The 26,779-nt window shown below is 28.8% G+C and carries 23 protein-coding genes; 4 read left to right on the plus strand and 19 right to left on the minus strand.

Annotated elements, in window-relative coordinates:
* Positions 1-114: 114 nt before the first annotated feature.
* Positions 115-987, plus strand: a complete 873-nt coding sequence (locus JJC01_16385; protein ID UDN57729.1) for a LysR family transcriptional regulator — start codon at positions 115-117, stop codon at positions 985-987.
* Between the two features lie 130 nt (positions 988-1,117).
* Here the strand turns inward: JJC01_16385 and JJC01_16390 are convergent, their stop codons facing one another.
* The 8 genes from JJC01_16390 to JJC01_16425 all read right to left on the minus strand — a co-directional run bounded on the left by JJC01_16390 (position 1,118) and on the right by JJC01_16425 (position 8,281).
* A complete protein-coding gene (locus JJC01_16390; GenBank protein UDN57730.1) occupies positions 1,118-2,137 on the minus strand; it encodes a LacI family DNA-binding transcriptional regulator in 1,020 nt (339 codons plus the stop codon).
* 169 nt (positions 2,138-2,306) lie between these two features.
* Positions 2,307-2,669, minus strand: a complete 363-nt coding sequence (gene spoVAE, locus JJC01_16395) for a stage V sporulation protein AE (GenBank protein UDN57731.1) — start codon at positions 2,667-2,669, stop codon at positions 2,307-2,309.
* A gap of 12 nt (positions 2,670-2,681) precedes the next feature.
* Positions 2,682-3,695 carry a stage V sporulation protein AD gene (gene spoVAD / locus JJC01_16400; GenBank protein UDN57732.1) on the minus strand — a complete coding sequence of 338 codons (1,014 nt, stop codon included), beginning with the start codon at positions 3,693-3,695 and terminating at the stop codon, positions 2,682-2,684.
* Between the two features lie 168 nt (positions 3,696-3,863).
* Positions 3,864-4,301, minus strand: coding sequence for a stage V sporulation protein AC (gene spoVAC, locus JJC01_16405; GenBank protein UDN57733.1), 438 nt, complete (start codon positions 4,299-4,301; stop codon positions 3,864-3,866).
* Positions 4,302-4,539: 238 nt separating this feature from the next.
* Complete coding sequence (sigF, locus tag JJC01_16410; GenBank protein UDN57734.1) at positions 4,540-5,304, minus strand: RNA polymerase sporulation sigma factor SigF; 765 nt, start codon at positions 5,302-5,304, stop codon at positions 4,540-4,542.
* A gap of 22 nt (positions 5,305-5,326) precedes the next feature.
* Positions 5,327-5,755, minus strand: a complete 429-nt coding sequence (locus JJC01_16415) for an anti-sigma F factor (GenBank protein UDN57735.1) — start codon at positions 5,753-5,755, stop codon at positions 5,327-5,329.
* Between the two features lie 13 nt (positions 5,756-5,768).
* The gene (spoIIAA, locus tag JJC01_16420; GenBank protein ID UDN57736.1) at positions 5,769-6,104 is read right to left on the minus strand and encodes an anti-sigma F factor antagonist; all 336 of its coding nucleotides are present in this window, start codon (positions 6,102-6,104) and stop codon (positions 5,769-5,771) included.
* A gap of 86 nt (positions 6,105-6,190) precedes the next feature.
* Positions 6,191-8,281 carry a molybdopterin-dependent oxidoreductase gene (locus tag JJC01_16425; GenBank protein ID UDN57737.1) on the minus strand — a complete coding sequence of 697 codons (2,091 nt, stop codon included), beginning with the start codon at positions 8,279-8,281 and terminating at the stop codon, positions 6,191-6,193.
* Positions 8,282-8,459: 178 nt separating this feature from the next.
* Between JJC01_16425 and JJC01_16430 the strand changes: the two genes are divergently transcribed.
* Entirely contained in the window at positions 8,460-8,645 is a 186-nt protein-coding gene (locus JJC01_16430; GenBank protein ID UDN60230.1) for a hypothetical protein, read from the plus strand.
* Between the two features lie 314 nt (positions 8,646-8,959).
* Here JJC01_16430 and JJC01_16435 read toward each other — a convergent pair whose 3' ends face one another.
* Together JJC01_16435 and JJC01_16440 are read right to left on the minus strand one after the other, a co-directional pair.
* Positions 8,960-10,573, minus strand: a complete 1,614-nt coding sequence (locus JJC01_16435; protein ID UDN57738.1) for a DEAD/DEAH box helicase — start codon at positions 10,571-10,573, stop codon at positions 8,960-8,962.
* A 90-nt stretch (positions 10,574-10,663) separates the two neighbouring features.
* On the minus strand, positions 10,664-11,659 hold the full coding sequence (locus tag JJC01_16440) for a calcium/sodium antiporter (GenBank protein UDN57739.1): 996 nt from the start codon (positions 11,657-11,659) through the stop codon (positions 10,664-10,666).
* 360 nt (positions 11,660-12,019) lie between these two features.
* Here JJC01_16440 and pflB point away from each other — a divergent pair, with 360 nt between their 5' ends.
* Both pflB and pflA read left to right on the plus strand, forming a co-directional pair.
* Positions 12,020-14,251 (plus strand): formate C-acetyltransferase, encoded by a 2,232-nt coding sequence (gene pflB / locus JJC01_16445; GenBank protein ID UDN57740.1) that lies wholly within the window; start codon positions 12,020-12,022, stop codon positions 14,249-14,251.
* A gap of 159 nt (positions 14,252-14,410) precedes the next feature.
* Positions 14,411-15,145, plus strand: a complete 735-nt coding sequence (gene pflA / locus JJC01_16450; protein UDN57741.1) for a pyruvate formate lyase-activating protein — start codon at positions 14,411-14,413, stop codon at positions 15,143-15,145.
* 102 nt (positions 15,146-15,247) lie between these two features.
* Here the strand turns inward: pflA and JJC01_16455 are convergent, their stop codons facing one another.
* The 9 genes from JJC01_16455 to thiI form a co-directional block, all read right to left on the minus strand.
* Positions 15,248-16,918 carry a GGDEF and EAL domain-containing protein gene (locus JJC01_16455; GenBank protein ID UDN57742.1) on the minus strand — a complete coding sequence of 557 codons (1,671 nt, stop codon included), beginning with the start codon at positions 16,916-16,918 and terminating at the stop codon, positions 15,248-15,250.
* Positions 16,919-17,045: 127 nt separating this feature from the next.
* The gene (locus tag JJC01_16460) at positions 17,046-19,661 is read right to left on the minus strand and encodes a cell wall-binding repeat-containing protein (GenBank protein ID UDN57743.1); all 2,616 of its coding nucleotides are present in this window, start codon (positions 19,659-19,661) and stop codon (positions 17,046-17,048) included.
* Between the two features lie 169 nt (positions 19,662-19,830).
* Complete coding sequence (locus tag JJC01_16465) at positions 19,831-21,534, minus strand: hypothetical protein (protein ID UDN57744.1); 1,704 nt, start codon at positions 21,532-21,534, stop codon at positions 19,831-19,833.
* A gap of 985 nt (positions 21,535-22,519) precedes the next feature.
* A complete protein-coding gene (locus JJC01_16470) occupies positions 22,520-23,179 on the minus strand; it encodes a hypothetical protein (GenBank protein ID UDN57745.1) in 660 nt (219 codons plus the stop codon).
* Positions 23,180-23,188: 9 nt separating this feature from the next.
* Positions 23,189-23,377 carry a hypothetical protein gene (locus JJC01_16475; protein ID UDN57746.1) on the minus strand — a complete coding sequence of 63 codons (189 nt, stop codon included), beginning with the start codon at positions 23,375-23,377 and terminating at the stop codon, positions 23,189-23,191.
* A gap of 24 nt (positions 23,378-23,401) precedes the next feature.
* Positions 23,402-24,043 carry a nitroreductase gene (locus JJC01_16480; protein ID UDN60198.1) on the minus strand — a complete coding sequence of 214 codons (642 nt, stop codon included), beginning with the start codon at positions 24,041-24,043 and terminating at the stop codon, positions 23,402-23,404.
* Between the two features lie 250 nt (positions 24,044-24,293).
* The gene (locus tag JJC01_16485; protein UDN57747.1) at positions 24,294-25,103 is read right to left on the minus strand and encodes a prepilin-type N-terminal cleavage/methylation domain-containing protein; all 810 of its coding nucleotides are present in this window, start codon (positions 25,101-25,103) and stop codon (positions 24,294-24,296) included.
* 46 nt (positions 25,104-25,149) lie between these two features.
* Positions 25,150-25,524: a fluoride efflux transporter CrcB gene (gene crcB / locus JJC01_16490; GenBank protein UDN57748.1), complete on the minus strand. Its 375-nt coding sequence runs from the start codon at positions 25,522-25,524 to the stop codon at positions 25,150-25,152.
* A gap of 38 nt (positions 25,525-25,562) precedes the next feature.
* Positions 25,563-26,738: a tRNA 4-thiouridine(8) synthase ThiI gene (thiI, locus tag JJC01_16495; GenBank protein UDN57749.1), complete on the minus strand. Its 1,176-nt coding sequence runs from the start codon at positions 26,736-26,738 to the stop codon at positions 25,563-25,565.
* Positions 26,739-26,779 lie beyond the last annotated feature (41 nt).

The following is a 26,779-nucleotide window of genomic DNA, read 5'->3' on the forward strand; positions in this document are numbered from 1 at the left end:
ACAATATAAGTATTAGTGATTTAATTATATATTCTCTCATCGATAATGTATAATATAAATGTTTCATTATTTTTATATGCTTTTAGTCATAAAGCAAAAGGAGGATTAAGCATCATGGATTTATTACAATTAAAATATTTTCAAGTTGTAGCTTGTACTGAAAATATGACTAATGCTGCTAAGCAATTACATGTAACACAGTCAGCACTTAGCAAAAGTATAGCTCTACTTGAAATGGATTTAGGTGTAAAATTATTTGACAGGAAAGGAAAATCTATTAAATTAAACTATTGTGGAAATATTTTTCTTAAAAGAGTTGATTCTATACTTAATTTATTAGATACATCAACTAAAGAAATAAAAGATTTAGCTTGTAGTGAATTTGACCAAATCAAATTAATCGTACTTACTGCATCAGGGTTAATTTTAGATGTACTTAGTGAATTTAAAAAATTACATCCAAATATTTCATTCAAATTAATGCAACATATTCCAAAATCAACATTTGACTACGATTTTGATATATGTATTACTTCATATTGCTTTGAATTTAAGTCATCAAATTATGAAGTATTAACTAGTGAAGAAATATTTATAGGTGTACCTTACAGCAATCCACTATCAGAGCTTAATAGTGTGTATTTTAAAGATGTACAAGATGAGAATTTTATATGTTTAGATGAAGGTACAAATTTCAGAAAAATTACAGATAGATTTTGTAACTATGCTGACTTTGAACCTAATGTAGGTTTTGAATGTGATTCTCCTTCAACCGTTTATAATTTGATAAAAGAAGGTCATGGAGTTGGATTTATTCCTGAAAAATCATGGTGTATAGATTATGAATCTTCTATTAAACTATTACCTATTAATGATATAAGATGTGAGCAATTTATTGAGCTATATTGGACAGATAATAAATTTTTAAACAAGTCAACAAGAATGTTTATTGATTTTATAAAAAACTATCTTAATGAAACTACTTAAAAAATAATAAATCTCAATGTTGTACCGAGACTCAAAAGTTAGATTTTATACTGGAATGAACTTTCATTCCAGTATTTTTATTTATTCAAGTTTTTATTGATATTAAATTCTATAATCAACTGGATTACTTTTAGTCTTTTATTCTATTAACGCTGTTTCTTATAATTAGTCTTGGATAAAGTTTTCTTGGGATATGTTCTGTGCTCTTTTTATTTATTGTATTTACTAAACTATCTACTCCATTTTTTATAACTTGCTCTCTTGGGTCATCTATTGTCGATAAGTGTGACCTAAAGTAAGATATTAATTCAATATTATTATATCCTATTACAGATAAGTCTTCTGGTACATTTATACCATAAGTAGTTTTTAATTCTTGTATTATAGAAATAGCTGGTACATCTTGTTGCACAAATATAGCTGAAGCCTTTTTTATTTTATCAATATGATTTCTTAATAGTTCAACTTGAGATTCAAAATCCATTTTAGATTCAATTACATCTGTCTTTAAATTAGCTTCTTCCATAGCATTTAAATACCCTTTTGTTCTATCTTCATGCATTTTTGAACTCTTATCTTCTGAAGTTATTGTTATTATATTTTTATGACCATGGTCGATTAAATGTTTAGTAGCTATATAGCCTCCATATACGTTATCGTCCCAAAAGAAGTTATCTACCTCTCCTACAAAAGATGGCTTAAAATATATGAATACGTGTGGAAAATTATTGTCTTTTAAAAACTCATACTCTTCTTTTTTTATTGATTGAGACACTATTACTAATCCATCAACCATTTGTCCATTAACCATTTTATAGACATTACTATCACCACTAATGTTGTTATTGGGCTGTATTATAAAGTCGTACTTATTAGTCTCAATAGAATTTATAGAACTGTCCATTATATCACTGAAAAATTTTCTAGTGTCTTGATGATTAAAATTATTTGAAAAGATTACCCCTATTCTATTTGTTTCTTTTTTTGCTAGATTTCTCGCATTTACATTAAAATGAAACCCTAGCCTGTTAGCCTCTTCCACTACCTTCTTTTTTGTTTTTTCAGATACATTAGGATTATTGTTTAAGCACCTAGAAACAGTTGAATAGCTAATGCCTAGGTTCCTTGCAATATCTTTAATAGTTACCATCTTTATCCCCTACTTCACTTCATTTTATTTTTGCTAATATAATACTACACCATGTTGTAAATAATTGTCAACTTGATTATGTAAACGCTTGTAAGTATAAAAAAATAGGTAGAATCTAAAAAGATATCTACCTACTTTATACAAAAAATTATCATATATTTAAGTGGTTTTATGGTTTTGCTTTTGGTGTAAATACTACCGACATAATATATCCAAAAAATATAGCTGCGGCTATCCCACCAGCTGTAGCAGTTGTTCCACCTAGGAAAATACCTAAAAATCCATCACTTTGTATTGATTTTATTACTCCTTTGGCAAGTGAATATCCAAATCCTATTATAGGAACTGTTGCACCTGCTGCTGCAAACTTAACTAATGGTTCATAAAGTCCTAGAAAAGTTAAAACTACACCAGTTGTTACATATGTCACCATAACATATGGAGTTTGCATTTTAAAGTAGTCCATCATTACTTGAGCTATTAAACATATAATTCCACCTACAATAAATACTCTTACGTATTCCATTAACATATATATCACTTCCTACTCATTTACTATTACTACTGCATGTGCAACACAAGGTATTGTTTGCTTTTGTAGTGTACTTGTTGGTGATAATAGTGCTCCTGTTGATACAAGCATTACTTTGTTAAATTCTTTTTTTCTTAATTTTTCATATATATATCCTGCAAATACTGTAGCTGAACATCCACATCCACTCCCACCACAGTGAACATCTTGCTCTTTAAGGTTAAACATTTCTATACCACAATCAGTATAACACTTTGAAATATCTACACCCTTCTCTTTCAAAAAGTCTTCTGCTATTTGTTTGCCAAGTGTACCTAAATCGCCAGTAGCAATTATGTCAAAGCTATTTGGGTCATCATTAGTATCTTCAAAATAAGAATATATAGTATCTATTGCTGCTGGAGCCATGGCTGGTCCCATATTATTACCATCATCAATACCTTTATCTATTACTTTTCCAACTGTAACATATTTTACTTTAGGACCTTCTCCATTAGGAGCTAATAAAACACTTCCTGCTCCTGTAACTGTCCATTGAGCTGTCATTGGCTTTTGATTTCCTAATTCTAGTGGAAATCTAAATTGTCTTTCTGCTGTACAATAATGGCTTGATGTTCCTGATAGCACTAAATCTGCAAAACCACCATCTACAAGCATAGAACCTATGCAAAGTCCTTCTGCCATTGTAGAACAAGCGCCATATATACCCAAAAATGGAATTGCTAATTCTCTTGCAGCAAAAGATGCTGGTACTATTTGATTGATTAAATCCCCGCCTAGCATATAATTTACATCTGACAGTTTTTTTCCTGCCTTCTGTATGGCTTTCTGAGATGCAGTCTCTACCATTTTACTTTCAGCCAATTCCCAAGTCTTTTCACCATATAAATCATCAGTCATAATCATATCAAAATAATCTTTTAATGGTCCTTCACCTTCTTTAGAACCTACTATAGTACCAGCGGATATTATTGTTGGTTTATTCTCTAGCTTGACTGTTCTTTTTCCAATTCTTTTATTTTTCATATTTTCACACCTTTTTAATTTTGCATTTTAATATTTAATTTTTTAATATTAATTAAAAATATTAATTAAAATCTGCATGATTATTTCCTAACTAACTACTTCCATAACTATTTTTCAGATTTCATATCTTCTTCATAATTAATAAAATTTAAATTAAATAAAAATCCTCTAAAACATCTTAAAAATATAATAAATAATTCCACATAAAATAGAAGAACCTATACCATAAACTAAAACTGGCCCTGCAATTTTAAATAAGTTTGCACCTACACCTAATACATATCCTTCTCTTTTATACTCCATAGCAGGAGATACTATTGAGTTAGCAAAACCTGTTATTGGTATTATAGAACCAGCTCCTGCTCTTTTTCCGATTAGGTCATAAACTCCTAATCCAGTTAGAAATGCCCCTATAAATATCAGTGTTATTGATGTAGCAGAACTAGCACCTAATTTATCAAGACCTCCAACTTTCATGTATAAATCACTTATGGCTTGCCCTATCATACAAATAATTCCACCTACAATAAATGCAAGTGTATAGTTTTTTAAATATGTAGGTTTTGGGCTTATTTGGTCTACATATTTTTTATAATTTTTATCCATACTAAACACCTCTCTAAAGTATTATTTGTTAATTTTAAAAAAATAAACCTATTATTTATTTTAGACACTCAAAGTTTTGTCAAAAAATAAAAAAGATGCCTAATAAAGAAAATAATTTATTTTCTATCATAAAGACACCTTGTTTTTTAATATTTTTTATTTGAACTTATAATTTTTTAATAGTAACTTAAAAACTTAATATAAAAATTCTAAAAAGTTTAATATATCATAAGTATTATCATGATATATATTCTTTTAACTTAGATAATACTTTTTTCTCTATTCTTGATACTTGAACCTGTGATATATTGAGCATTTCTCCTATTTCACTTTGAGTCATATCTTCAAAATATCTGAGAACTATTATTTGACGTTCTCTCTTATCCAGTCTTCCAAGTATATCCTTTAATAATATATTATCTACAACTTTTTCTTCCTCACTTTCTCCTTTCATGCTTATCTTATCAATAAGGCATATTGGAGAACCTTCTTCTTCATGAATAACACCTTGCAAATACTCTACATTAAAATTAGCTTCCATAGCCATTACTAAATCTTCTTTTTCTACATCTAATGCTTGAGCTATTTCTTCTATACTTGGTTCTCTGCCTAGCTTTTTAGTTAAAGCTTCACTTTCCATCTTGGCCTTTACAGCTATTTGCTTCAATGACCTTGATACTTTTATCATACCATCATCTCTTAAGTATCTCTTTATTTCACCTAGAATCATTGGTACTGCATAAGTAGAGAATTTAACATTAAATTTAGGGTCAAATTTATATATTGATTTTATTAAACCTATAGAACCTAATTGAAATAAATCTTCTCTATCATACCCTATATTTAAAAATCTAGATACAACGCTCCTAACTAGACCTAAATTACTTGATATTAATATTTCTTTTGCCTCTTCATCTCCATTTTGAACTTTATCAATAAGTTCTAGAGTCTCTTCATGACTAAGAAGAGGTTTTTTTTCTTCTCTGGCAACAGTTACTTCCATAATAAAACCTCACTTTTGGACTTTATTTAGGCAAATTTATTTTTTTAGTCATTTCAATTCTAGTGCCATTATCTTTTCTAGAACTTACCTCTACATCGTCCATAAAGCTTTTCATAACTGTGAATCCCATTCCTGATCTATCAAGTTCTGGTTTTGATGTATAAAGTGGTTCCATTGCCTTCTCCACATTTTCTATTCCATACCCTTCATCTTCAACTACGATTTTTATAGTATTTCCCTCTATCTCACATTTCAAAAAAACAAACTTAGAACTGTCTTCTTCATATCCATGTATTATAGCATTTGTAACAGCCTCAGAGACAGCAGTCTTTATATCAACTAATTCATCTACTGTTGGGTCTAATTTTGCTGCAAATGATGCTACTATAACTCTTGCTAAACTTTCATTTTCTGATAGTGCCGAAAATTTAACTTCCATAATATTATTCATCACATACTCCTCCCTACAAAGAACTTAGAGCTTCTTCATACGTATCATAAATGCCAATAATTTTATTTAACCCAGATAAATCAAAAATTTTCTTAACTCGTGAACTTATATTAATTACTGAAACTCGTCCCCCTTCATTAGAAATTTTTTTATATCTACCTATGATGACACCTATACCTGAAGAATCCATAAAATTAATATTTCCAAAATCAAATACAACATTTTTTACTTGATTAACACTTAATAAGTTATCTATTTCTTCCCTTATTTCATTAGCTACATGGTGGTCTAGTTCTGAGCACATAAATTCTATGTATAGATTCTTATGTTCTAAGGAATATTTTACCATCAAAATCCCTCCTTCAATAGTTTTGTAAAAATAGTAACTTTTAATCAATTCTATAATCGCATTTCTATTCCTTCAATGAAATTTAACTAGTTTTGTCGTATTATTTCTACCATCGTTTCATTATATGTTACTTGACCACCAATATCAGATATACCAGTATCTGTTAAACTATTAGGATTGCCATGTTTCTTCCACCATCCAACATACATTTTTACTATATAATCACTTACTCCACTATCTATATTTATCTGTACATCTATTTTTGTTTTTTTTGACTTTAAAGTTACAATATCCTTATTGTTAACACCTATTTTTCTAGCCATAATTTGATTTATATACGCTTGAGCTATAGATGTCTTATCCATAAAGTGTTGACTAAACAAAGTATCTGCATGGTGATTAGTTAGCAGTCTAAAAATATTTTTCCTATTTTCATCTTCAAAGTTTCTAGTTTTATTACTTATATACACTGGAATTGGACTAATTCCTAAATCTCTTATCCTTTCTGAATAAAGTTCATATTTTCCAGATGGAGTTTCGAACTTCTTATCTTCCCAAGCAATAGGATTATGTATAGTAAAATAACTATTTTTAAGTTTCTCTATATCTAGACTTTTCTCAAAACGTTTAAGTGGCTCAATTACTTTTTCTAAGTATTCTTTTTTTGTTACAAAAGGATAACCTTCTAGTTTCATCTTTTTAGCTAACTCCATAAAAAAATAATACTCATCCATCAATTCATGCTTTGGTGTTACTGCTCTTTCATTGTATGTTATATATGGATTGGTCATTGAACTATAAATTATATCTTCACTTTCAAGCGTATTTGTACAAGGTATAAATAAGTCACATAAAGTAGCTGTGTCAGTCATAAACATATCAAAGCATACTTTAAATTCAATCTTTGAAAAAACTCTTTCTAACTCTACTAAATCTGGCAATTGATTTAACATATTACTTTTAGTTATTACTGCCATCTTTATAGGAATATTTCCTTTTAGTGATTTACTTGACATCTTATCAAACTTGTTCAATGTATTATTTGGTTTCTCTAATGTATTATTAACTTCATCTGATATATTGTCTTTTAAGGATTCTTCTATAAACTTGCTAATATTACTTACATAAAACTCCCTATCTTCGCCATATGATTGGCTATTATAAGGGTCAGCATCTATCACATTTGGATAAACCTTATTAGCATAATTCACTCCACCACCACTAAATCCTATTTGACCTGTTATAGCTCCTAATGCATCTATCGCTCTTATTGTATTTCCTCCATTTTTATACTTTTGAAGACCATAACCTACATTTATACTTGAATATTTATTAGCATATAAATCAACTAACGCACTTATATCCTTTTCTTTAACACCACATTCATCACATAAAAAGTTTAAATCTAGTGAATCCAAATATTTTTTATATTCCTCAAAACCAACAACATACGAATTTATATATTCTTCGTCCTGCAGGTTATCTTCTATTATAATTTTTGCCATAGCCATAGCTAATGCTCCATCTGTTCCAGGGTTCACTTGTATGTACTTATCTGCCATTTGAGCAGTCTTTGTATATATAGGGTCAATGACTACTATTTTTATCCCTTTTTCTTTGGCTTTTTTAATTATTTGCATAGTATGAATGGTAGTATATGCTGGATTTTTTCCCCATATAAATATACTCTTGCTGTTTAGCATATCTTCTATAGCATGTCCCTTAGCTACTCCAAAGTCATACTTTTGGGCATGCATTCCTGCACTCCAACATGGCCCACCCTTATGCCTACTAACTCCTCCATAAAAATTAAAAAATACATCTCCTATATATTTTAATATAGACCCACTTCCATATTGGTCATAGTGCATAATAGATTTTGATGTATAGTGTTCTTTATAAAATAGGAGTTTATCTGCCATTATCTCTAATGCTTCATCAAAAGAAATCTTTTTCCATATACCATCTACCTTTAACATTGGAGTCTCTATCCTATCTTTATGATTTAATCTATCTAAATGAGCAAACCCCTTTTTACATATAAATCCTTTTGTATAAGGATGATTTCTATCTCCTTCAATTTTTATCACATTATTTCCTTTAGTATAAACATTAAATTTACAACAATCATGGCAATCTAGTGTACATCCATGACTTAATTTCTTTATTGTATCCATAAAATATCTTTATCTCCTTATAAAAGTTACATATTCACTATATTTTCATTAAATTTCATATACTTAAAATACTCTGTTTAAGACATAAGTATATTTTATCAAAATAAATTTAAAAATACCTTATAAATATGATATTCATATAAAATTACTTTTAAGCAAATTAAATTGAGAAAGTACTATGCTATCATTAGAATTACAAGAAAATGAGGAAAAAGGATATACAGCTATTGAGCTATGTGCTGGTTTCGGCAATGAGGGTATTTATAGAATTAAAAAGGCTGTTGGACCTAAGGTTGCTGTGGGTGCAGTTAAATTTGATTTTCATCCAGCCTTTGGCTTTAAGAGTGGCGATGAAATATTCTAGTAAGTGGTGTTTTTCTCTATACATGTGCCTATCATAAAGTGATAAATCAATCTCTTACTTCCATTATCAAATGAAAATCATATATTAATTTTTATTTGATTATTTATTTTCTAATATATTTTTTATACTTATGTAAATAAAGCACAAACAAAATTTAAAATGTCTTTAATAATACTATTATATAAAACAATAAAAGCCTTATGTTGTTGACTCTTACAGATTATTTATCATCTGTTTTGAAAACACATTAGGCTTTTTAAATATTCAATATACTATTTTATATATCTTTCGATTATATTTTTATATACTATATATTATTTTTTCTTTTTATTGGCTTTTTCTATATTAATTTTGTTACCTTTTATCTTAATATCTTTCATTTTTTCAATTACTGTTTTTGCATCTTTTTTAGGTATTTCAACAAAAGTATACTTATCATATATATCTATAGTTCCTACCATTTTACCTGGTATTCCAACTTCTCCAGCTATAGCACCAACGATATCTTTAGCTTGTATTCTTTGATTTCTACCAATATTGATAAACAATCTAATCATACCATCTTTAGCTCCAGTAGCACCTTTTCTATCTCCACGTTCTCTTCTAGGTTTTTCTTCTATTATTTCTTCTTTCATTTCTTCCCCTAGAGATAACTTAACAAGTGCAGCAGCAATATCAACCATTGCATAATCTTCATCATTACAGAAACTTTCTAACCATTGTAATTGTTTAGTTAAATGACCTTCTTCTATAGTTTGTTTAACTTGTGCAAAGAAAGAGCCTACTTTTTTCTCTTCAACATCAGTTATTGTTGGTATATTATGCTTGATTAATTTAGATTTAGTATATCTTTCTATATCTTTCATCTTTCTCATTTCTTTTCCAAATACAAAAGTAAATGACATACCTTCTCTACCAGCACGACCAGTTCTACCAATTCTATGAACATAGTACTCTTCATCTTGTGGTAAATCATAGTTAAATACACATTCAACATCATCAACATCTATACCTCTAGCCGCAACATCAGTAGCAACAAGTATATCTATTGTACCATTTCTAAACTTATCCATTACTATATCTCTTTGTGTTTGTTTTAAGTCACCATGTAATGCATCTGCAAAATATCCTCTTGCTTGTAAATCTCCTACTAACTCATCTGCTTTTCTTTTAGTATTACAGAAAACAACAGATAATTTAGGGTCATACACATCAACTAATCTACATAATACTTCCAATTTATTTGATGATCTAGTTTCTATATAATATTGTTTTGTATTTGAAACTGTAAGTTCTTTTCTAACAACTTTTATATGTTCTGGGTCTTTTTGATATCTCTTAGTTAAATCTAAAATTCCTCTTGGCATAGTTGCTGAAAAGAAAGTTGTTTGTCTTTCTTCAGGAATCTTACTTAAAATCATTTCTATGTCTTCTCTAAATCCCATATCTAGCATTTCATCTGCTTCATCTAGTATAATCATTTTTACATTATCCATCTTTAATGTTTTACGATTAATATGGTCTATTGTACGTCCAGGTGTACCTATTACAACTTGCACACCACTCTTTAGAGATTTTATTTGTCTATCTATTGGTTGACCACCATATATAGGTAATGTCTTTATTCCGTGCGAGTATTTAGCTAGTTTTCTTATTTCTGTAGATACTTGTATTGCAAGCTCTCTTGTTGGGCAAAGTACTACAGCTTGTAAACTTCTATTATTTGGGTCTATTGTTTCTAGTATAGGTATACTAAAAGCTGCTGTTTTCCCCGTACCAGTTTGTGCTTGTCCTATAACGTCTTTACCTGACAAAATTGCAGGTATAGACTGTGCTTGTATAGGAGATGGCTCTTCAAACCCCATTTCAGCTATAGCTTTTTTTATTCCCTCACTTATTGGTAAATCTTCAAACTTTGTTATATTCATATATTATTCCTCTCCGTTATCAATTAATCTTAACCTATCCATTATATACTTTTTTAGGATATTCTGCAATTAATATTTTTAACAGTATGATTAAATAATATACATAAAATACAAAATTGATATATATATAAAATATGTAAATAACATTAATACACCTTGTAGTCTACTAAGTCTATTTGATTTAAGAGTTGGTACTATTACTAATAACAATAATAATATCATGAATGGTATATCAAGTTTTCTATTTTGAGATAATATTGGTATGTTATTTGGTATTGCTGATACAGCTATTACTGATACTATATTCAATATATTTGCACCCAGAATATTTCCTACAGATATTTCATGATGATTTTTTCTTATGGCAGTAATTGAAGACACTATCTCTGGTAAAGAAGTTCCAAGTGCTATTATAGTCAAACTCACTATACCTTGAGGTATATTAAGAAAACTAGCTATTCTTACACCACTCTCTATAAGAATTTGAGAACCTATTATCATCATTATTAAACCTGTAGCAAAAAGTATTAGTATTTTTATAATTTCTGCTATAGAAAAACCTCTGTACTGTTTACTCTTCTTTATAGGTATTTCTTTAATAGTATCTTTTTGAATACCTCTATTTTTAGTATTCGATTTTCCTACAACACTCTTATAGTTATTAACCATATAAAAAATCAATATTATTATAAGTAATAATGAATCTCCTCTTGTTATAACTCCATCTAACCCCAATAAAATTAAAACTATAACAGATACTATTAATAGTAAAGACTTAGAAAAAAACATTTTTTTATCTACATTAAATGGACTTAGAAAAACAACTAAACCTAATGCTAACCCTGTATTACATATTATAGAACCAATTGCATTTCCTAAACTCATTGTAGTGTGACCATCAATAGAAGCAAGTAATGACACTGTAAATTCAGGCAATGTTGTTGCAAAACTAACAATAGTTGCTCCAAGTATAATTTCTGAAATATTCGTTTTTCTACCTATCTCTACAGTACAATTTATAAAGATATCTGCGCCTTTAGTAATTAATAGGAAACCTACTAAAAATAATATCACTGTGATAAACAATATATCACCTCCCCCTATTAAATAAATATTCAAGTTATCAAGATGTATGCTTTTTCTTTTTTGTACTGAGATTTATTTATTTCTAATTTATAATTTTTTCAAATATTACCTTATTATTTTAGATATTTATTTGTTTCATTTTATTAATATATGGGTATAATTTCATCACATTACTAACATATAATTTGTTTTATACTTTAAAACGACATTTTTTTATTTTTCTTGTATACAGAATACGCATAATATGTTATTATTATATTAGAAAATATATTTTTAAAAAAATATATAAAACAAATTAAGTATATAAAAATTAATTTTAACAACATTATTTATCATTTAAATCTAAGGAGGAAATACTTAATGAATGCATGGCAAGGATTTAAAACAGGAAGATGGACTAAAGAAGTAAATGTCAGAGAGTTTATACAATTAAACTATTCTCCATATGAAGGAAATGACTCTTTCTTAGCTGGTGCTACTGAAAACACTAAAAAACTATGGGACAAAGCAATGGTCTTATTTAAAAAAGAAAGAGAAAATGGTGGTACTTTAGATGTAGATACAAAAACTATTTCTGGAATAGCTGCATATGCTCCAGGATATTTAGATAAAGTATTAGAAACAATAGTTGGATTACAAACGGATGCCCCTTTAAAAAGAGCGGTTATGCCATATGGTGGTATAAAAATGGTTGAAAATTCATGTGATGCTTTTGGATATGAATTAGACCCTGAAATAAAAGAAATATTTACTAAATATAGAAAAACACATAACCAAGGAGTCTTTGATGCATATACTCCAGAAATGAGAGCTGCTAGAAAATCTGGTATAATAACAGGTCTTCCAGATGCTTATGGTAGAGGTAGAATAATAGGTGACTATAGAAGAGTTGCTTTATATGGTGTTGATGCCTTAATAGAAGATAAAATTGAACAAAAGAAATCGTTAGAAGTTTCTTGCATGGATGAAGAAGTTATAAGACTAAGAGAAGAAATAACTGAACAAATATCAGCTTTAAATGAACTTAAAAAGATGGCTGAATCTTATGGCTTTGATATATCAAAACCAGCAACTAACTCAAAAGAAGCTGTACAATGGTTATACTTTGGTTATTTAGCTGCTGTTAAAGACCAAAATGGTGCTGCAATGTCTTTAGGTAGAACGTCTACTTTCCTAGATATATACTTTGAAAGAGATTTAAAAGCTGGAACAGTGACAGAAGAAGAATTACAAGAATATATGGACCATTTTGTTATGAAATTAAGAATGGTTAAATTCTTAAGAACTCCTGATTACAACAATTTATTCTCTGGAGACCCAACTTGGGTAACTGAGTGTATAGGAGGTATGGGAGTAGATGGTAGAACATTAGTTACTAAAAACTCATTTAGAATGTTAAATACTCTATATACATTAGGACCATCACCAGAACCAAACTTAACAGTTTTATGGTCAACTAGATTACCTCAAGGATTCAAAGATTTCTGTTCTAAGGTATCTATAGATACAAGTTCAGTTCAATATGAAAATGATGATTTAATGAGACCATACTGGGGAGACGATTACGGTATAGCTTGTTGTGTATCTGCAATGAAAATAGGTAAACAAATGCAGTTCTTCGGAGCTAGAGTTAACTTAGCAAAAACTTTATTATATGCTATAAATGGTGGTATTGATGAAAAATCTGGTGCTCAAGTTGGACCAAGATTTGAGCCTATAACTTCTGAGTATTTAGACTTTGATGAAGTTATGAGTAAATTTGAACCATTTACTGATTGGTTAGCAAACTTATATGTAAATACTTTAAATGTAATACATTATATGCATGATAAATACTCTTATGAAGCATTAGAGATGGCATTACATGATAGAGATATATTTAGAACTATGGCTTGTGGTATGGCTGGATTATCAGTTTGTGCGGATTCATTATCTGCTATAAAACATGCTAAAGTTAAGACTATCAGAAATGAACAAGGAATAGCTGTTGATTTCGAAATAGAAGGAGATTATCCAAAATACGGAAACAACGATGATAGAGTTGATAGTATAGCTGTAGAGCTAGTTGAAAGCTTCATGAATAAGATAAGAAAAAATAAAACTTATAGAAATTCTTATCCTACTCAATCTATACTTACAATAACTTCAAATGTTGTTTATGGTAAGAAAACTGGTAATACACCAGATGGTAGAAGAGCTGGTGCTCCATTTGCTCCTGGTGCAAACCCAATGCATGGTAGAGATACTAATGGTGCTTTAGCTTCATTATCTTCAGTTGCTAAATTACCATATGAGCATGCTCAAGATGGTATATCTAATACTTTCTCTATAGTACCTGGTGCTTTAGGAAAAGATATGGATGAAAGAATAAATAATCTTTCTGCAATGATGGATGGTTACTTCGCTCAAAATGCTCATCACTTAAATGTTAATGTATTTGATAGAGCTACTTTAGAAGATGCTATGGAACATCCAGAAGAATATCCACAATTAACTATAAGAGTTTCTGGATATGCAGTTAACTTCATAAAATTAACTAAAGAACAACAATTAGATGTTATAAACAGAACATTCCACGGTAAAATGGCTTAGTCTTTAAATTTTTATACTTTAGCTAAGATTACTACTGTGTAGAAAATAAAAATAAATGGCTATCTTATACTTGAATTATTTCTGGTATAAGATGGCCTTTTTTAGAGAAATATTATAACTATTAATAAAGTTATCAAAATATATTGTGAGGTGAACTCTATGATTAAGGGAAAAGTACACTCTATAGAAACATTTGGTACTGTAGATGGTCCAGGAATAAGATACATACTATTCTTTCAAGGATGTCCTCTTAGATGCAAATACTGTCATAATAGAGATACATGGGATACCAAATCTGGAAAAGAATATACAGTTGATGAAATAATAACTGATGCTCTTAAGTATACTTCTTTTATGAAGTTTTCTGGTGGAGGTATTACTGCTTCTGGTGGCGAGTCTACTCTTCAACCAGAGTTTTTAAGTGAGCTATTTAAAAAAGCTAAAGAAAATAACATACACACTTGTCTAGATACATCTGGATTTGTAGATATAGAAACTATAGACTCAGTTTTAGATAATACTGACTTAGTTTTGCTTGATTTAAAACATATGGTTGAAGAAAAATCTATTGATTTGACTGGTGTGGGTATGGATAAAGCTTTAAAACTTGCTAAACACTTAGAATCAAGAAATATTCCAGTATGGATAAGACATGTTTTAGTTCCTGGAATTACTGATGATATAGACAACTTAGAAAAATTAGGTAAATTCGTTGCTACATTAAAAAATGTAGAGAGATTCGAATTACTGCCATATCATTCTATGGGAATACACAAATGGGAAAATCTAGGTATTGATTATGAATTAAAAGATGTTCCTGATGCTACCAAAGAAGATATTAAAAAAGCTAGTGAAATAATCTCTAAGTTTGGAGCAAAAGTGTATAATAGCTAATACTACTTGAGATTAATAGTTATCACAATAAAATAAGGTAAAATATAAGATTTAAAAAACCTTATATTTTACCTTATTTTTAGTATACTTTATCTACACTCATCAATTTGATAATTGAAGTCTATAAAACTCAGATGCACTTACAGGTCTACCAAATAAAAAACCTTGAATAATATCTACACCTAAACTCTTCACTATATTGTATTCTTCATAGGACTCAATACCTTCAACACAAACTTTTAAGTTGATAATATGAGCTAATTTAATAATATATTCTAGGAAGGTATGTTCATAACTATTATATGTAATATTCTTAACAAAACTTCTTTCAATCTTTATTATATTAACAGATAACTCTTTAAGATAATTTAAAGATGAATATCCAGTACCAAAATCATCAATTGCAATATGTACTCCAATACTTTTTAAACTAATAAACTTATCATTCAATAAATTTATATCTGGTACCCAACAATTCTCTGTTAATTCTAAAATTAAAAATTCAGGTTTTAATTGATATTCTATCAAACATTCTATTATAAAATCTCTAAAAAAATCTTCCTTTAGTTGAATATATGATACATTTACAGATATCTTGAAATCTGGATTTACTTTATGCCATTCTTTACACTGTTTTACAGCCTTTTTTATAATCCACTTTCCTACTGGTATAATTAGATTACTTTGTTCTAGTATTGGTATAAATTCAACAGGAGATACTTCTCCATAAGTATTTGAATGCCATCTCAAAAGTGCCTCTGCCCCTATGACATTTTTGTTAAATGCATCTACCTGTGGCTGGAAAAATAATTCAAGGTCATTAAAATCATTTTCAACACACTCTCTCAACTTCTGTTGCATTGAAATTACTTTTAACTTATTTTCATAGAGTTCTTTTGAAAAAAACTTCATTCTATTTTTACCACCAATTTTTGCGATATCTAACGCAATATCAGCATGTTTAAATAAGTCCAAATAATTATCTCCATCTTCTGGATACATAGCAACCCCCGCAGTTATTGTACAATAATATTTATTTGATTCGATTTCATGCTGAGTATTTGTATACAATTGTATTTTTTCATATAAATTTTCTATAGTTTCTTTATTGCACATAGGGTAAAAAAATGCAAATTCGTCTCCATCTAATCTGTACAATCTAACATCCTTAGGTAAATATTCTAAAACTTCTGTAGCAATTGCACGCAAAACCTTGTCACCATAAGAGTGTCCATATTTCTCATTTATATTTTTAAAATTATCAATATCCATGATAAACATAGCTCCACTTGTATAGATTTTCTCTTTTGTAATACAATTCATTCTGTATTCAAATTGTTCTCTATTCCATGTCCCTGTGATAGAATCAAATTTATTCTTTTCGCCTATATTCTTTATCCTACCAACCATAATTATAGTTTTTTTATCATCTGATACATAAGCTTTACCTCTACAAGAAACCCATACTATCTCTTCATACTTGTTTATTAATCTATACTCTAAATTGTGTTCATCCTTTTCTCCATTTAGCAAGACTTGTATATCGTCTTTCCACACTTGAACATCATCTGGATAAATAATTTTGCTCCAACAATCGACTAAATCATATTCTATATCTTTACTTAGATTAAATTCATCAAAAACGGTTGAGGATATTTTAAAATTATTCTTATTTATATCCCAAAAAAAAATATAATCTTCTGTATTTTGAGATAAAAGTTCAAAGAAAATTTCTACCTGATTTAAATCTAAAGAGTTTAGTTCTTCTCTCATCTTTTCCCCCTACAATATAAGTAATATAGTAAGATTATAACCCTACTTATAATAAAAATAAAAGTAGGGTTATAATTTATTACTATTGGTGTAGTTTAATCAACAAAATATTCTTATTTAGATTATACTATTTTACTAATTTTTTTATCTCATTAAATGCATCTTCATTTCCATTTCCTCCTACCTTAGTTATCTTATCAAATTTCTTACTTTTAACTAAAGTTTTTTGAGACTCATCAAGTGATTTTGCTACAATCATTACTGGCGATTTATTTTTACCTGCTAAAACACCTACTGTTAAAGCATCTATTAAATCATTTTCTCTTAACATCCCATTTTTTGTTACATAAAGATTTCTTAGTTCTTTATCCTTATAAAACTCTTCTATTACTTTTGAATTTGTTTTATTTCTATCTTCTCCACCTATTCTCTTTGGATTTGGAAATTGTTTTTCTATAGATTTTGGCAAAGAAGTTTCTCCTCCTATAATATAAGATTTTGATATTTCTTCTTCATCTATAAATTTTTTAATAGATATCATCTCATTTTTTACATTTGTAAGAATTATTGGAGTTTTATTTTGTGCTGAAATACCACCAACACTTATTGCATCTGCTAATCCATCGTGTCCATTGACTACAGATACTTTTTCTACATCTACTATTTTATCTATTTCTTTAGCAAGTTTTAGAGAAGTTGAATATCTATCCACTCCACCTATTCTTACAATAGTAAACCCTTTTAATTTTAATTCTTTTTCTAAATCGGAACTTAATGTATTTTCTCCACCTATTATATAAATATTTTTTGCTTTTAATCTTTTTATCTCTGCTTCTGTATTTGTATTTAATTTATTTTTTTCAGTTAATAAAATAGGTGCATTTTTAGTAGATGAAAATGGAGTTGCTGATAGGGCATCTGGTATTGATGTACTATTTACTAGTATCACATTTTCAGCTGATTCAAAACCTCTTTTACTTATTTTTATAGCAGTTTCATATCTATCATCACCTGTCAAATTTTCTTCTGATGGGCTAGTTGTATTAGTAGATGAGCCTCCACTACTTCCACCACTACTTCCTCCACTATTTCCACCTGAATTATCATCTCCACCTGAATTATCAGATATCTTTTCCCATTGAGCATAAAGTGTTATATTATCATCAACATTAATTATCTCACTTCCATCACCTTTATATGGAGTTCCACTACCATCTGGTTTTGTATTCCATCCAATAAATTTGTATCCTTCTTTTGTAAGATTTCCTGTATTCGCTTTTACACTTGTATTTGCATTTCCATCATGCAGTTCATCTTCAGGTACATCTCCTTGTCCACCATTATTTTCATATTTAACTCTGTATTTATCTGTCCAAAATGCATAAAGGGTTGTATTTATATCCTTTATGTTAAACTTTTCTCCTGATTTATATCTACTGCCTGTATCATCTGCTTTTGTACTCCAATAAAAATTTCCTCCTCTACCAGAGGGTGCTACTAAACCATTATCACCAAGTACAGTAACTTCATCTCCTTTTCCATATACATTATTATCTATTGGAGCTGTACCTGTACTTCCATTTTTATCATATGTTATTCTACATTCCTCTTTCCATTGTGCAAATAAAGTTGTATTTTTCGTAAGGTTAAATTTATCACCATCTCTGTATGAAGTCCCTTCACCATTATTTTTTGTATTCCATCCCATAAATATTGATCCAACTTTAGATGGTATCTGGCTTGTAACAGTTACTTCAGCGCCTTTTTTATGTTTTTCTTCTGATATACTTCCTGCTCCTCCATTTAAGTTATAATCTAATTTATATCCCCATTGTGCATATATTGTATCTCCTGAGATATCTGGCGGAATAGGGTCTCCTTCTTTAAAAGATGTACCACTTCCATCTTCTTCTGTATTCCACCCTATGAATTCTTCATCACCATTGATAAGTCCACCTGACCCTGGGAATTTGTCAGCCTCTCCTGGTTTTGGCAAATCTGGAAGTGCACCTGTTCCTCCATTACCATCCAGTTGCAAATCATACTCCCATTGTGCATAAAGTTCTATGTTAAAATTGTCATACCTGTCTAATAATACCTTAAAACTTGAGCCTAAATTATAAGATTTTCCTGTGCCATCAGCTTTTGTATTCCATTTTGTAAGTTTATAATTTGTTTTTTTAAGGCTACCTTCATTTTCTTTAATTTGCAAATTATCATTCTGATGATACTTATTTGAATCTGATGGAACATTACCTGAAGTATTTCCATTTCCATTATATCTTACCTGTAAAAAGTCTGGAACCCAAATAGCATAAAGTGTTATATCTCTGTCTATATCCATTCCTGCTAGCTGTTCTCCTTCTGAATATGGTTGAGTACCACTTGCCAAATGGTCCCTTGAGACACTCCAAGCATTACTATGATAGTTTCCTCTTGTAAGGTTGCTACTTAGTGCTAAATAAGAACTAAAGTCATCAAGGTTATATACTTTTGGACCTGTTATTACTGGTCCAGAAATAAACGTTCCTCCACTAAGTATAGCTTCATTTATTGTTCCTCCAGTAGCTCCATTATCATCATAAGTTATTGTAATATTATTAACTCTCCTTAAGCTTTTATCTTGAATCTGCTTATTAAATATCTTATTTAAATCATAATCAGCAAAAACATTTGAATAATTTAAAGGAATTATAGCAAATGTAAGTATGCATATAGTTAACTTTTTTAACTTTTGATTCATCAAACCCCTCCTCCTCATATACAAAATGATTTTATTTTTCATTTTGTAAAACAAAGAAATACTGATAAAATCTATATCAGTATTTCTTATAACTACTAGAATCTTATTCTTATATAAATATTAAATAAGATTCTAGCTTATAAATTACAATAATAAACAACTTACAGTACTAATTTTTTTGCCACACTGCATATAATATGATATTTCTCTCTTCCATAGTGATTGTACCTGATACTATTGTTGATGGATCATTTCTAACTGTACTCCATCCTACAAATGTATAAGTATCGGCATCAAGACCATTAACATTTCCTAAAACAGTCACAGTATCTCCTTTTTTATATTCTGTTGTATCAATAGGAGTTGTACCTGAAACAAATACTCCTGAAGGGAAGTTTGAACTATAAACCACCCTATAAGTTTTTTCGGCTACAGTAAAGTAAATTGTATTTGGAGTAATTCCAGAAGAATTAAGTATAACTGTTTGAGACTGACTTGCTGGGTCTAATTTATATCCAGCAGGAACCTTTGTAGAATCTGGAGTTATTGTATGGTTTCCAAGTACAGCATTAACAACCTCTGTGTATGTATCTCCAACTCTATTACCATCTTTATCTTTAAAACCAATTGTTAAAGTACGTTCTGCTTCTGAAGGCATCTTACTTACTGTAAAGTAAACTCTATCTGGTACAAGACCACTTGTACTAAGATTTACCATTTCAAATTGATTATCTGGATTAAGTACATATCCATTTGGTACCTTTGTAGAATCAGATTCCACTCTATGATTTCCATATTCAGCTGGTAGTGTAACTGTATATGGGTCTCCAATTATTGCTTCACTATCTTTATCTTTAAAGTTAACTGTAACTATACGATTTACAAGTGGAATATCAGGACTTACTGTAAAATAAACAATACTCTTGTCAAGACCTGTTGGTTGTAAATTAACAGTCTGAGTTTGATTAGAAGGAGCAAGCTTATAACCATTAGGAACTTTTGATGTGTTTGGTGTTACATCATGTGAGCCTAGTATATCTGGAATTTCTTCTATATAAGTACTTCCAACATTATTTCCATCTTTATCTTTAAATCCAACTATAAGAACACGATCTTCTTCTGGAACTCCTGCATTATCAGGAATAACTGTAAAATCAACTACATTTGGATTAACTCCATTTTGAACAAGATTTACTACTTTAGATTGACTTGCTGGATCTAATTTATATCCAGCAGGAATTTGTGTAGTATCAGGTGTAACAGTGCTATTTCCATACTTAGCTGGAACTTGAGTTGTATATGACCCAACTATAGCTCCTGTTTCTTTATTTTTATAATTAACCTTAATAGAAAGTTTTGTATTTGAAATCTCAGTAGATGCATATGATGTTCTTGTAGCGTTTCCATTACCTGTATTAGGTGATGTATAGCTCCAACTTACTCCAGACATGTCTCGATTTGTAACAAAAGAATAAATTCCTGTCATTTGACTTCCTGTTATCCCTGCAGATGGTATGCCATTAGGAAATCCATAGCTTGTTCCATAAATAGTTGAAACTTTTTCCCCATTAATTTGTAATACCCAACCTTCTTGAGAACCTCCTTTTGGATCATTCCCCCATACATATTTTACATTTAATGAGTTACCACCACATGGGACAAATAATGAGAAAAATGTTACATATCCATTTCCCATATTTGCACGAAAATCTACTTGATATCTTCCATTAATATCATATCTTCGCTCTGTATTTTGTAGTACTTCATTATTAACTTTATCTGGTAAAGTTTGTCCATATGATGGTACTCCTACACCAACAACTAAAGCTAAGGTTGCCAAAAAAGATGTTAGTTTACTCAATCTGTGTTTCATTAAAAATCCCCCTCCAATATTTTTTATTTCAAACAGATTTTTCATACTTTATTTTGCATAGTCTTTATCAAAACTATTTATTTAAAGTCTAATTAATCTATTATGAAGTCTATCTTAAAAGTGAAGTTTTTATAGTTTATTTAATTTTCACTTGAAATCCTTTTTATTAAATAAAAAATATATTTAATTTTTACACAAAGATATTAATGCTCTATAGACTAGACATTTTAATTTTATTTTTGTAGAATTAAACAACCTAAAAAACAATAAAGTAAGATATTTTATATATTTATATTACTTAAAGCAATTAACTTTAATTGTTTTCAATTTCATAAAAATTAGTTGTGATATAAGTATGATATGTATTTAGAGTATCAATAATTTTTTAATTAAAATAATTATTTCAATTAAAATAATTATTTTAATTATGGTTATTATAGTTTCCGTTTGTTATAAAAGGGTTTTTTTTTATGTAAAAAAAACTATAAGAATATTATAAAAAATGTATATCAAATCCATTCAAAATTTTTTGCCACTTCTAATAATTGATTATCAGTAAAAGTACAGAACGACTGTTTACAAGATAAAGAAATAATTATAATTTTAATAGCATATATATATAATTTTAAAAAAAAAATGTATATATATGTAAAAAAAACTATTAATCATATAAATAGTGACTTTTTTATAACTAAGGGTCACTTTTTCCTTTATTTTACATTTATTGTATCATGATTTTTTATTTATTTCAATCTTATACCACTTTTTTCCAAAACATTATTATTATTTTTTTATCTTTTTCGACTTTATATTCTTTATACATAATACTTAAATTAATTAAACTCATTTTATTATTCTATAAACATAAAATAATAGAAGACAAGATTAAAACAAATAATTTTTTATTTTTAACCTTGTCCCTTCTATTTTCAATTACATAAAACTTTATAACTGTATCTCATAATCCAAATAAAAATGTATCTATCTAAATAGTAGTATCAATTCTTCTATGAGGTTTGTTTTCTAAATTAGCAATTTCCATTATGTATTCTACTTTATCAGTTTCTGTATATATTTTGTTTTCTTTTTTAACATTTTCCTCTTTAATATTTTCAGTACTATTTAAAACAGAATTTTTATACTTATCAACTGAATCATTTGATATAATTATATGTTCTTCAGTAATAACATCAATAGATTCTTGTTTATTTTCATAAATTTCTTCTTCCTTACTCTTTTCATTTACTTTAATTTCTTCTAGCTTTTTATTATTATCTTTAATTTTATCTGTACTAGCATATAGTTGTTCTCCAAAAGACATATTAATCTGGCTTAAACCGCTACTTAATTTACCACTCTCAAATGAATCAAATTTGGTAGGTGAATGACGAGTTTGACTACTCATTTCCATATTCTTAGTACGAATATCATCAAATAAACTAATTCTCATACTATTAGTTTTAGAAATATTTTTTATATCACAATCAGATGACACTAAAGTCTTTGTGGTATAGTAAGTTAATCCTTTTGCATAATCGTATTTATATTGAGAATTTTCTTGATTAATATCAGATTGTTTAGATTCTTTTTTAAGTGTACCCTCTTTGATTAATTGACTTGCATATTCCTGTTTTTGATTTTTCAAATCATTAATTTATTGTTGTAATGCTTCAATTTTCATATTTTTTATCTTAGAATCCATATTTTTATCAGTTTTCAAATCTGTGATAAAACTTTCTAGCTTCTGTATTTGCTCATCAAACTTTTCTAACTTGTCATTACTTTCATTGCTATAATTACTCTGATTTACATGTGTACTTCTTGTATTAACAGATATAGACATTATAACTACTCCTACTCAGATATTCTAAACTCTAGAGACTTTATAAACTACATTTCTAGCTTGTGGTAAATTCCCTTCTGGAACACCAACAGCAATACCAAATGGTACAGAATATCCTTCTGGTATATCTAGTAATTCTCTATATTTTTTATTTGTATCAAACTTCATCTTTATTGAATCTGATTCTTTTACATCATTGTCATCCAATACACTAACAAGACCTACAATATCCCCTTGCTCAACAGGTGTAAACAGACCCCTAACCATTCCTATTATGCAACTCCCAAGCCCTAAAGCTTGTGCAGCTGTTGTTATGTTTCCTGTAAGTATTCCCACATCATATGGAGCCCATGAACTCTCTTCATCATAAGAAATAAATAAAACAGTTGGTGCACCATAAAATAATTTAAAATTTTTATTTATTTCAACATTACTAACTTCATGAATTCTAGAAAGAGTATCATCACTAATCTCTTTTAAAAGTTTCTGGTCTTGTACAACAGTTATGTGCCATGGCTGTTTATTACACCCTGAAGGTGCTGCAAATGCACAATGTAATAATGTATCTAATTGTTCATCTGTAATTTGCTCTGTTGTAAATTTTCGTATACTTCTACGTTCTTTTATCAAGTTTATTGTTTGATTATCTTGTAAATTATTCATTATATCGATTCCCCTTTTTATGTATTTGTTAGTTTAAATACAAAATCTTTAGAAAATTAATTTTATAATTAAACTACTTTATATTCTTATTATAATTATTTTTAGTTTATATGTGAAGCTTTTATAACATCAAAACATCAATATATCTACCTCACAAATAAACTTAAATACAAAACTGGTATCACTCAACTATAGAAAATATCATTTTTCTATAGAACGATTAATACCAGTAAAGTTGATAAAATTTACTATATTAATTTAAAGGACCCCAACCAGCTTTTGTATGAATCTCTGTTTTTACAGATTTAGTCTTACCATCAGCTGAATCAACATTCCATGACCTACCTGCAACAGAAATACCATTGTTACCTTTATACCATCTACCTTCATCATAATCATAAACTAAAGATGTGTACCAATTACCTCCAGTCTTATCATTTGCAAATACAACTACAGTAGCATCAGATTCAGTAGGGTTATATGCATATGGTTGTATATATAATGTTGCCTTACTTAAATTATATTTCTTTTTAAATTCATCTGGAATTGTAGGCCAACCATTTTTATATTTATTATTTAGTAAATAATTTCTAAAAGCATCATTCCCTTTTGAAGTCCCTGGTATTACAGAAGGGTCTACTGCAAATGATGCAATCAAGTCCATCATACTTTGGTGTACATCTCTAGCCATCTCAACACCATCTGGATGTTCTGTACAAGTAACATAAACTTTTGCAATACTTTCTTCTCCAGTTATTCCATCATAACCATCATCAAACTTTGCTGAATATGTTCCACCTGACTTACACTTTGGCTCTGTTTCAAAATACTTACCATCCGTATTTTTTAATACATCTTTTATAATTTCTTTTTTATCTTTGCTAGGTTCCTCAGCCACAGCAATAACAATTTGAGTCTTTATATTTTCTCTATTAGAAAGACATGTTACTGCTTTACTTTTCTCTATATTTTTAAAAAGCGCTGGTAACGCAACTATAACCAAAATTCCTATTATAGATATAACTACCAATAATTCAATTAGTGTAAAACCCTTTTTATTCATAATAATCATTCCCATTAAATAAAATTATAGTGTTTAATTTAATCTGCTATACAGTAATAAAGTGTCTACATAAAGTCCTTCCAACAAAAACTCCCAAAATACTTAATGCCAAATTAAAAAATATGTTTAGTCCAAATAATATATAATTCCCACTATCAAAAAACTTTACAGTTTCGAAGCTAAAAGTAGAAAATGTAGTTAGTCCTCCCATTAAACCAGTTGTCAAAAACAATTTTAAATTATTAGAAATAGAATCTGTCCTTATACTCATTTCCATTACAAAGCCAATTAAAATTCCACCCAGAATATTGACCACCAAAGTCCCAAATGGAAACTTAGTTCCTACAAACTTTAGAGATATTAAATATCTTAATATAGCTCCTAAAAATCCACCAATACCAACATATAATACTTGAATCACATATAACACCTACCCCAAATAACTAAATCACTTCCATATTAAAATTCTATGTCTTCAACCTCTATTCCGTCAATTGCATCCTGTACTAATTTTTCAATATCAAGTGACAACTCAGATTTTTCTATTTTTTCTAGTCTAGGTTTAGTAACAGGTTTTCTAGGAGAAAATACGCTACAGCAATCTTCTTCAGGTATTATAGATGTTTCAAAAGTCCCTATTTTCTTAGCTATATCAACTATGTCTGATTTGTCCATAGCTATAAGTGGTCTAAATACTGGTAAATTTACAACAGCATTAGTGCAAGTAAGCCCTTGTATAGTTTGAGATGCAACTTGACCAATACTTTCACCTGTAATCAAAGCATCACAATGTCTTTTTTCAGAAAGTTTTTGTGCTATTCTCATCATAAATCTTCTTGAAAGAATAGTCGCTTCTTCTTCATTACAATTCTCGCCAATTGCTTTTTGTATTTCTAGTATATTTACCTTATGAAGCCTTACTCTACCACAATATTTAGCTAATATCTTAGCTAAATCTTTAACTTTTTCTTGTGACCTTTCACTTGTGAATGGATAGCTGTGAAAATGCACTGCTTCTACTTCCATACCCCTTTTTGCGACCATCCATGTTGCTACTGGACTATCTATACCACCAGACAAAAGAGACATCGCTCTACCATTAGTTCCAAGTGGTAATCCACCGTATCCAGGTATAGTATCACTATAAACCATAGTATGAAATTCTCTGTATTCACATTTTATTTTAACTTCTGGATTTCTTACATCAACATCAATTCTATCTCCTACCTTTGATAATAAGTACCCACCTATATCCATACTCATTTCTTGAGAAGTTAATCTAAAAGACTTATCTCCTCTTCTTGACTCTACCTTAAAAGTTTTATATCCAGCATCTATTTTTTCTTCTAGCATCTTTAAAGCTATTTCTTTTAATGTATCATAATCTTTTTTAGCTCTTACTCCAGGACACACACCTACTATACCAAATACTTTTCTAACTTCTTCAATAACTTCTTCATAATCATAATCTTCTAAATCGACATATATTCTTCCATACTCTTTATATACATTAAATTTGCCAATTGGCTTTAACATATTTCTTATATTTCTTATAAGTCTATTCTCAAATATATATCTATTTTTTCCTTTTACTCCAATTTCTCCATACTTTACTATTAATATATTATACACCATTTCACCTCTTAAACTACTTTCTTCTTATTATTTATACAGTA

It is taken from the genome of Clostridioides sp. ES-S-0010-02, assembly GCA_020641055.1.
Lineage (GTDB): Bacteria > Bacillota > Clostridia > Peptostreptococcales > Peptostreptococcaceae > Clostridioides.

What these genes read in the sequence shown, in the direction of transcription:
- spoIIAA (UDN57736.1), bottom strand. Translation starts at nt 6,104, where the DNA reads ATGGTAAAATATTCCTTAGAACATAAGAATCTATACATAGAATTTATG.
- JJC01_16460 (UDN57743.1), bottom strand. Translation starts at nt 19,661, where the DNA reads ATGAATCAAAAGTTAAAAAAGTTAACTATATGCATACTTACATTTGCT.
- pflB (UDN57740.1), top strand. Translation starts at nt 12,020, where the DNA reads ATGAATGCATGGCAAGGATTTAAAACAGGAAGATGGACTAAAGAAGTA.
- JJC01_16465 (UDN57744.1), bottom strand. Translation starts at nt 21,534, where the DNA reads ATGAAACACAGATTGAGTAAACTAACATCTTTTTTGGCAACCTTAGCT.
- JJC01_16455 (UDN57742.1), bottom strand. Translation starts at nt 16,918, where the DNA reads ATGAGAGAAGAACTAAACTCTTTAGATTTAAATCAGGTAGAAATTTTC.
- JJC01_16485 (UDN57747.1), bottom strand. Translation starts at nt 25,103, where the DNA reads ATGAATAAAAAGGGTTTTACACTAATTGAATTATTGGTAGTTATATCT.
- JJC01_16435 (UDN57738.1), bottom strand. Translation starts at nt 10,573, where the DNA reads ATGAATATAACAAAGTTTGAAGATTTACCAATAAGTGAGGGAATAAAA.
- JJC01_16385 (UDN57729.1), top strand. Translation starts at nt 115, where the DNA reads ATGGATTTATTACAATTAAAATATTTTCAAGTTGTAGCTTGTACTGAA.
- JJC01_16430 (UDN60230.1), top strand. Translation starts at nt 8,460, where the DNA reads ATGCTATCATTAGAATTACAAGAAAATGAGGAAAAAGGATATACAGCT.
- sigF (UDN57734.1), bottom strand. Translation starts at nt 5,304, where the DNA reads ATGGAAGTAACTGTTGCCAGAGAAGAAAAAAAACCTCTTCTTAGTCAT.
- spoVAE (UDN57731.1), bottom strand. Translation starts at nt 2,669, where the DNA reads ATGTTAATGGAATACGTAAGAGTATTTATTGTAGGTGGAATTATATGT.
- JJC01_16415 (UDN57735.1), bottom strand. Translation starts at nt 5,755, where the DNA reads ATGAATAATATTATGGAAGTTAAATTTTCGGCACTATCAGAAAATGAA.
- JJC01_16390 (UDN57730.1), bottom strand. Translation starts at nt 2,137, where the DNA reads ATGGTAACTATTAAAGATATTGCAAGGAACCTAGGCATTAGCTATTCA.
- pflA (UDN57741.1), top strand. Translation starts at nt 14,411, where the DNA reads ATGATTAAGGGAAAAGTACACTCTATAGAAACATTTGGTACTGTAGAT.
- thiI (UDN57749.1), bottom strand. Translation starts at nt 26,738, where the DNA reads ATGGTGTATAATATATTAATAGTAAAGTATGGAGAAATTGGAGTAAAA.
- JJC01_16425 (UDN57737.1), bottom strand. Translation starts at nt 8,281, where the DNA reads ATGGATACAATAAAGAAATTAAGTCATGGATGTACACTAGATTGCCAT.
- JJC01_16475 (UDN57746.1), bottom strand. Translation starts at nt 23,377, where the DNA reads ATGTCTATATCTGTTAATACAAGAAGTACACATGTAAATCAGAGTAAT.
- spoVAD (UDN57732.1), bottom strand. Translation starts at nt 3,695, where the DNA reads ATGAAAAATAAAAGAATTGGAAAAAGAACAGTCAAGCTAGAGAATAAA.
- spoVAC (UDN57733.1), bottom strand. Translation starts at nt 4,301, where the DNA reads ATGGATAAAAATTATAAAAAATATGTAGACCAAATAAGCCCAAAACCT.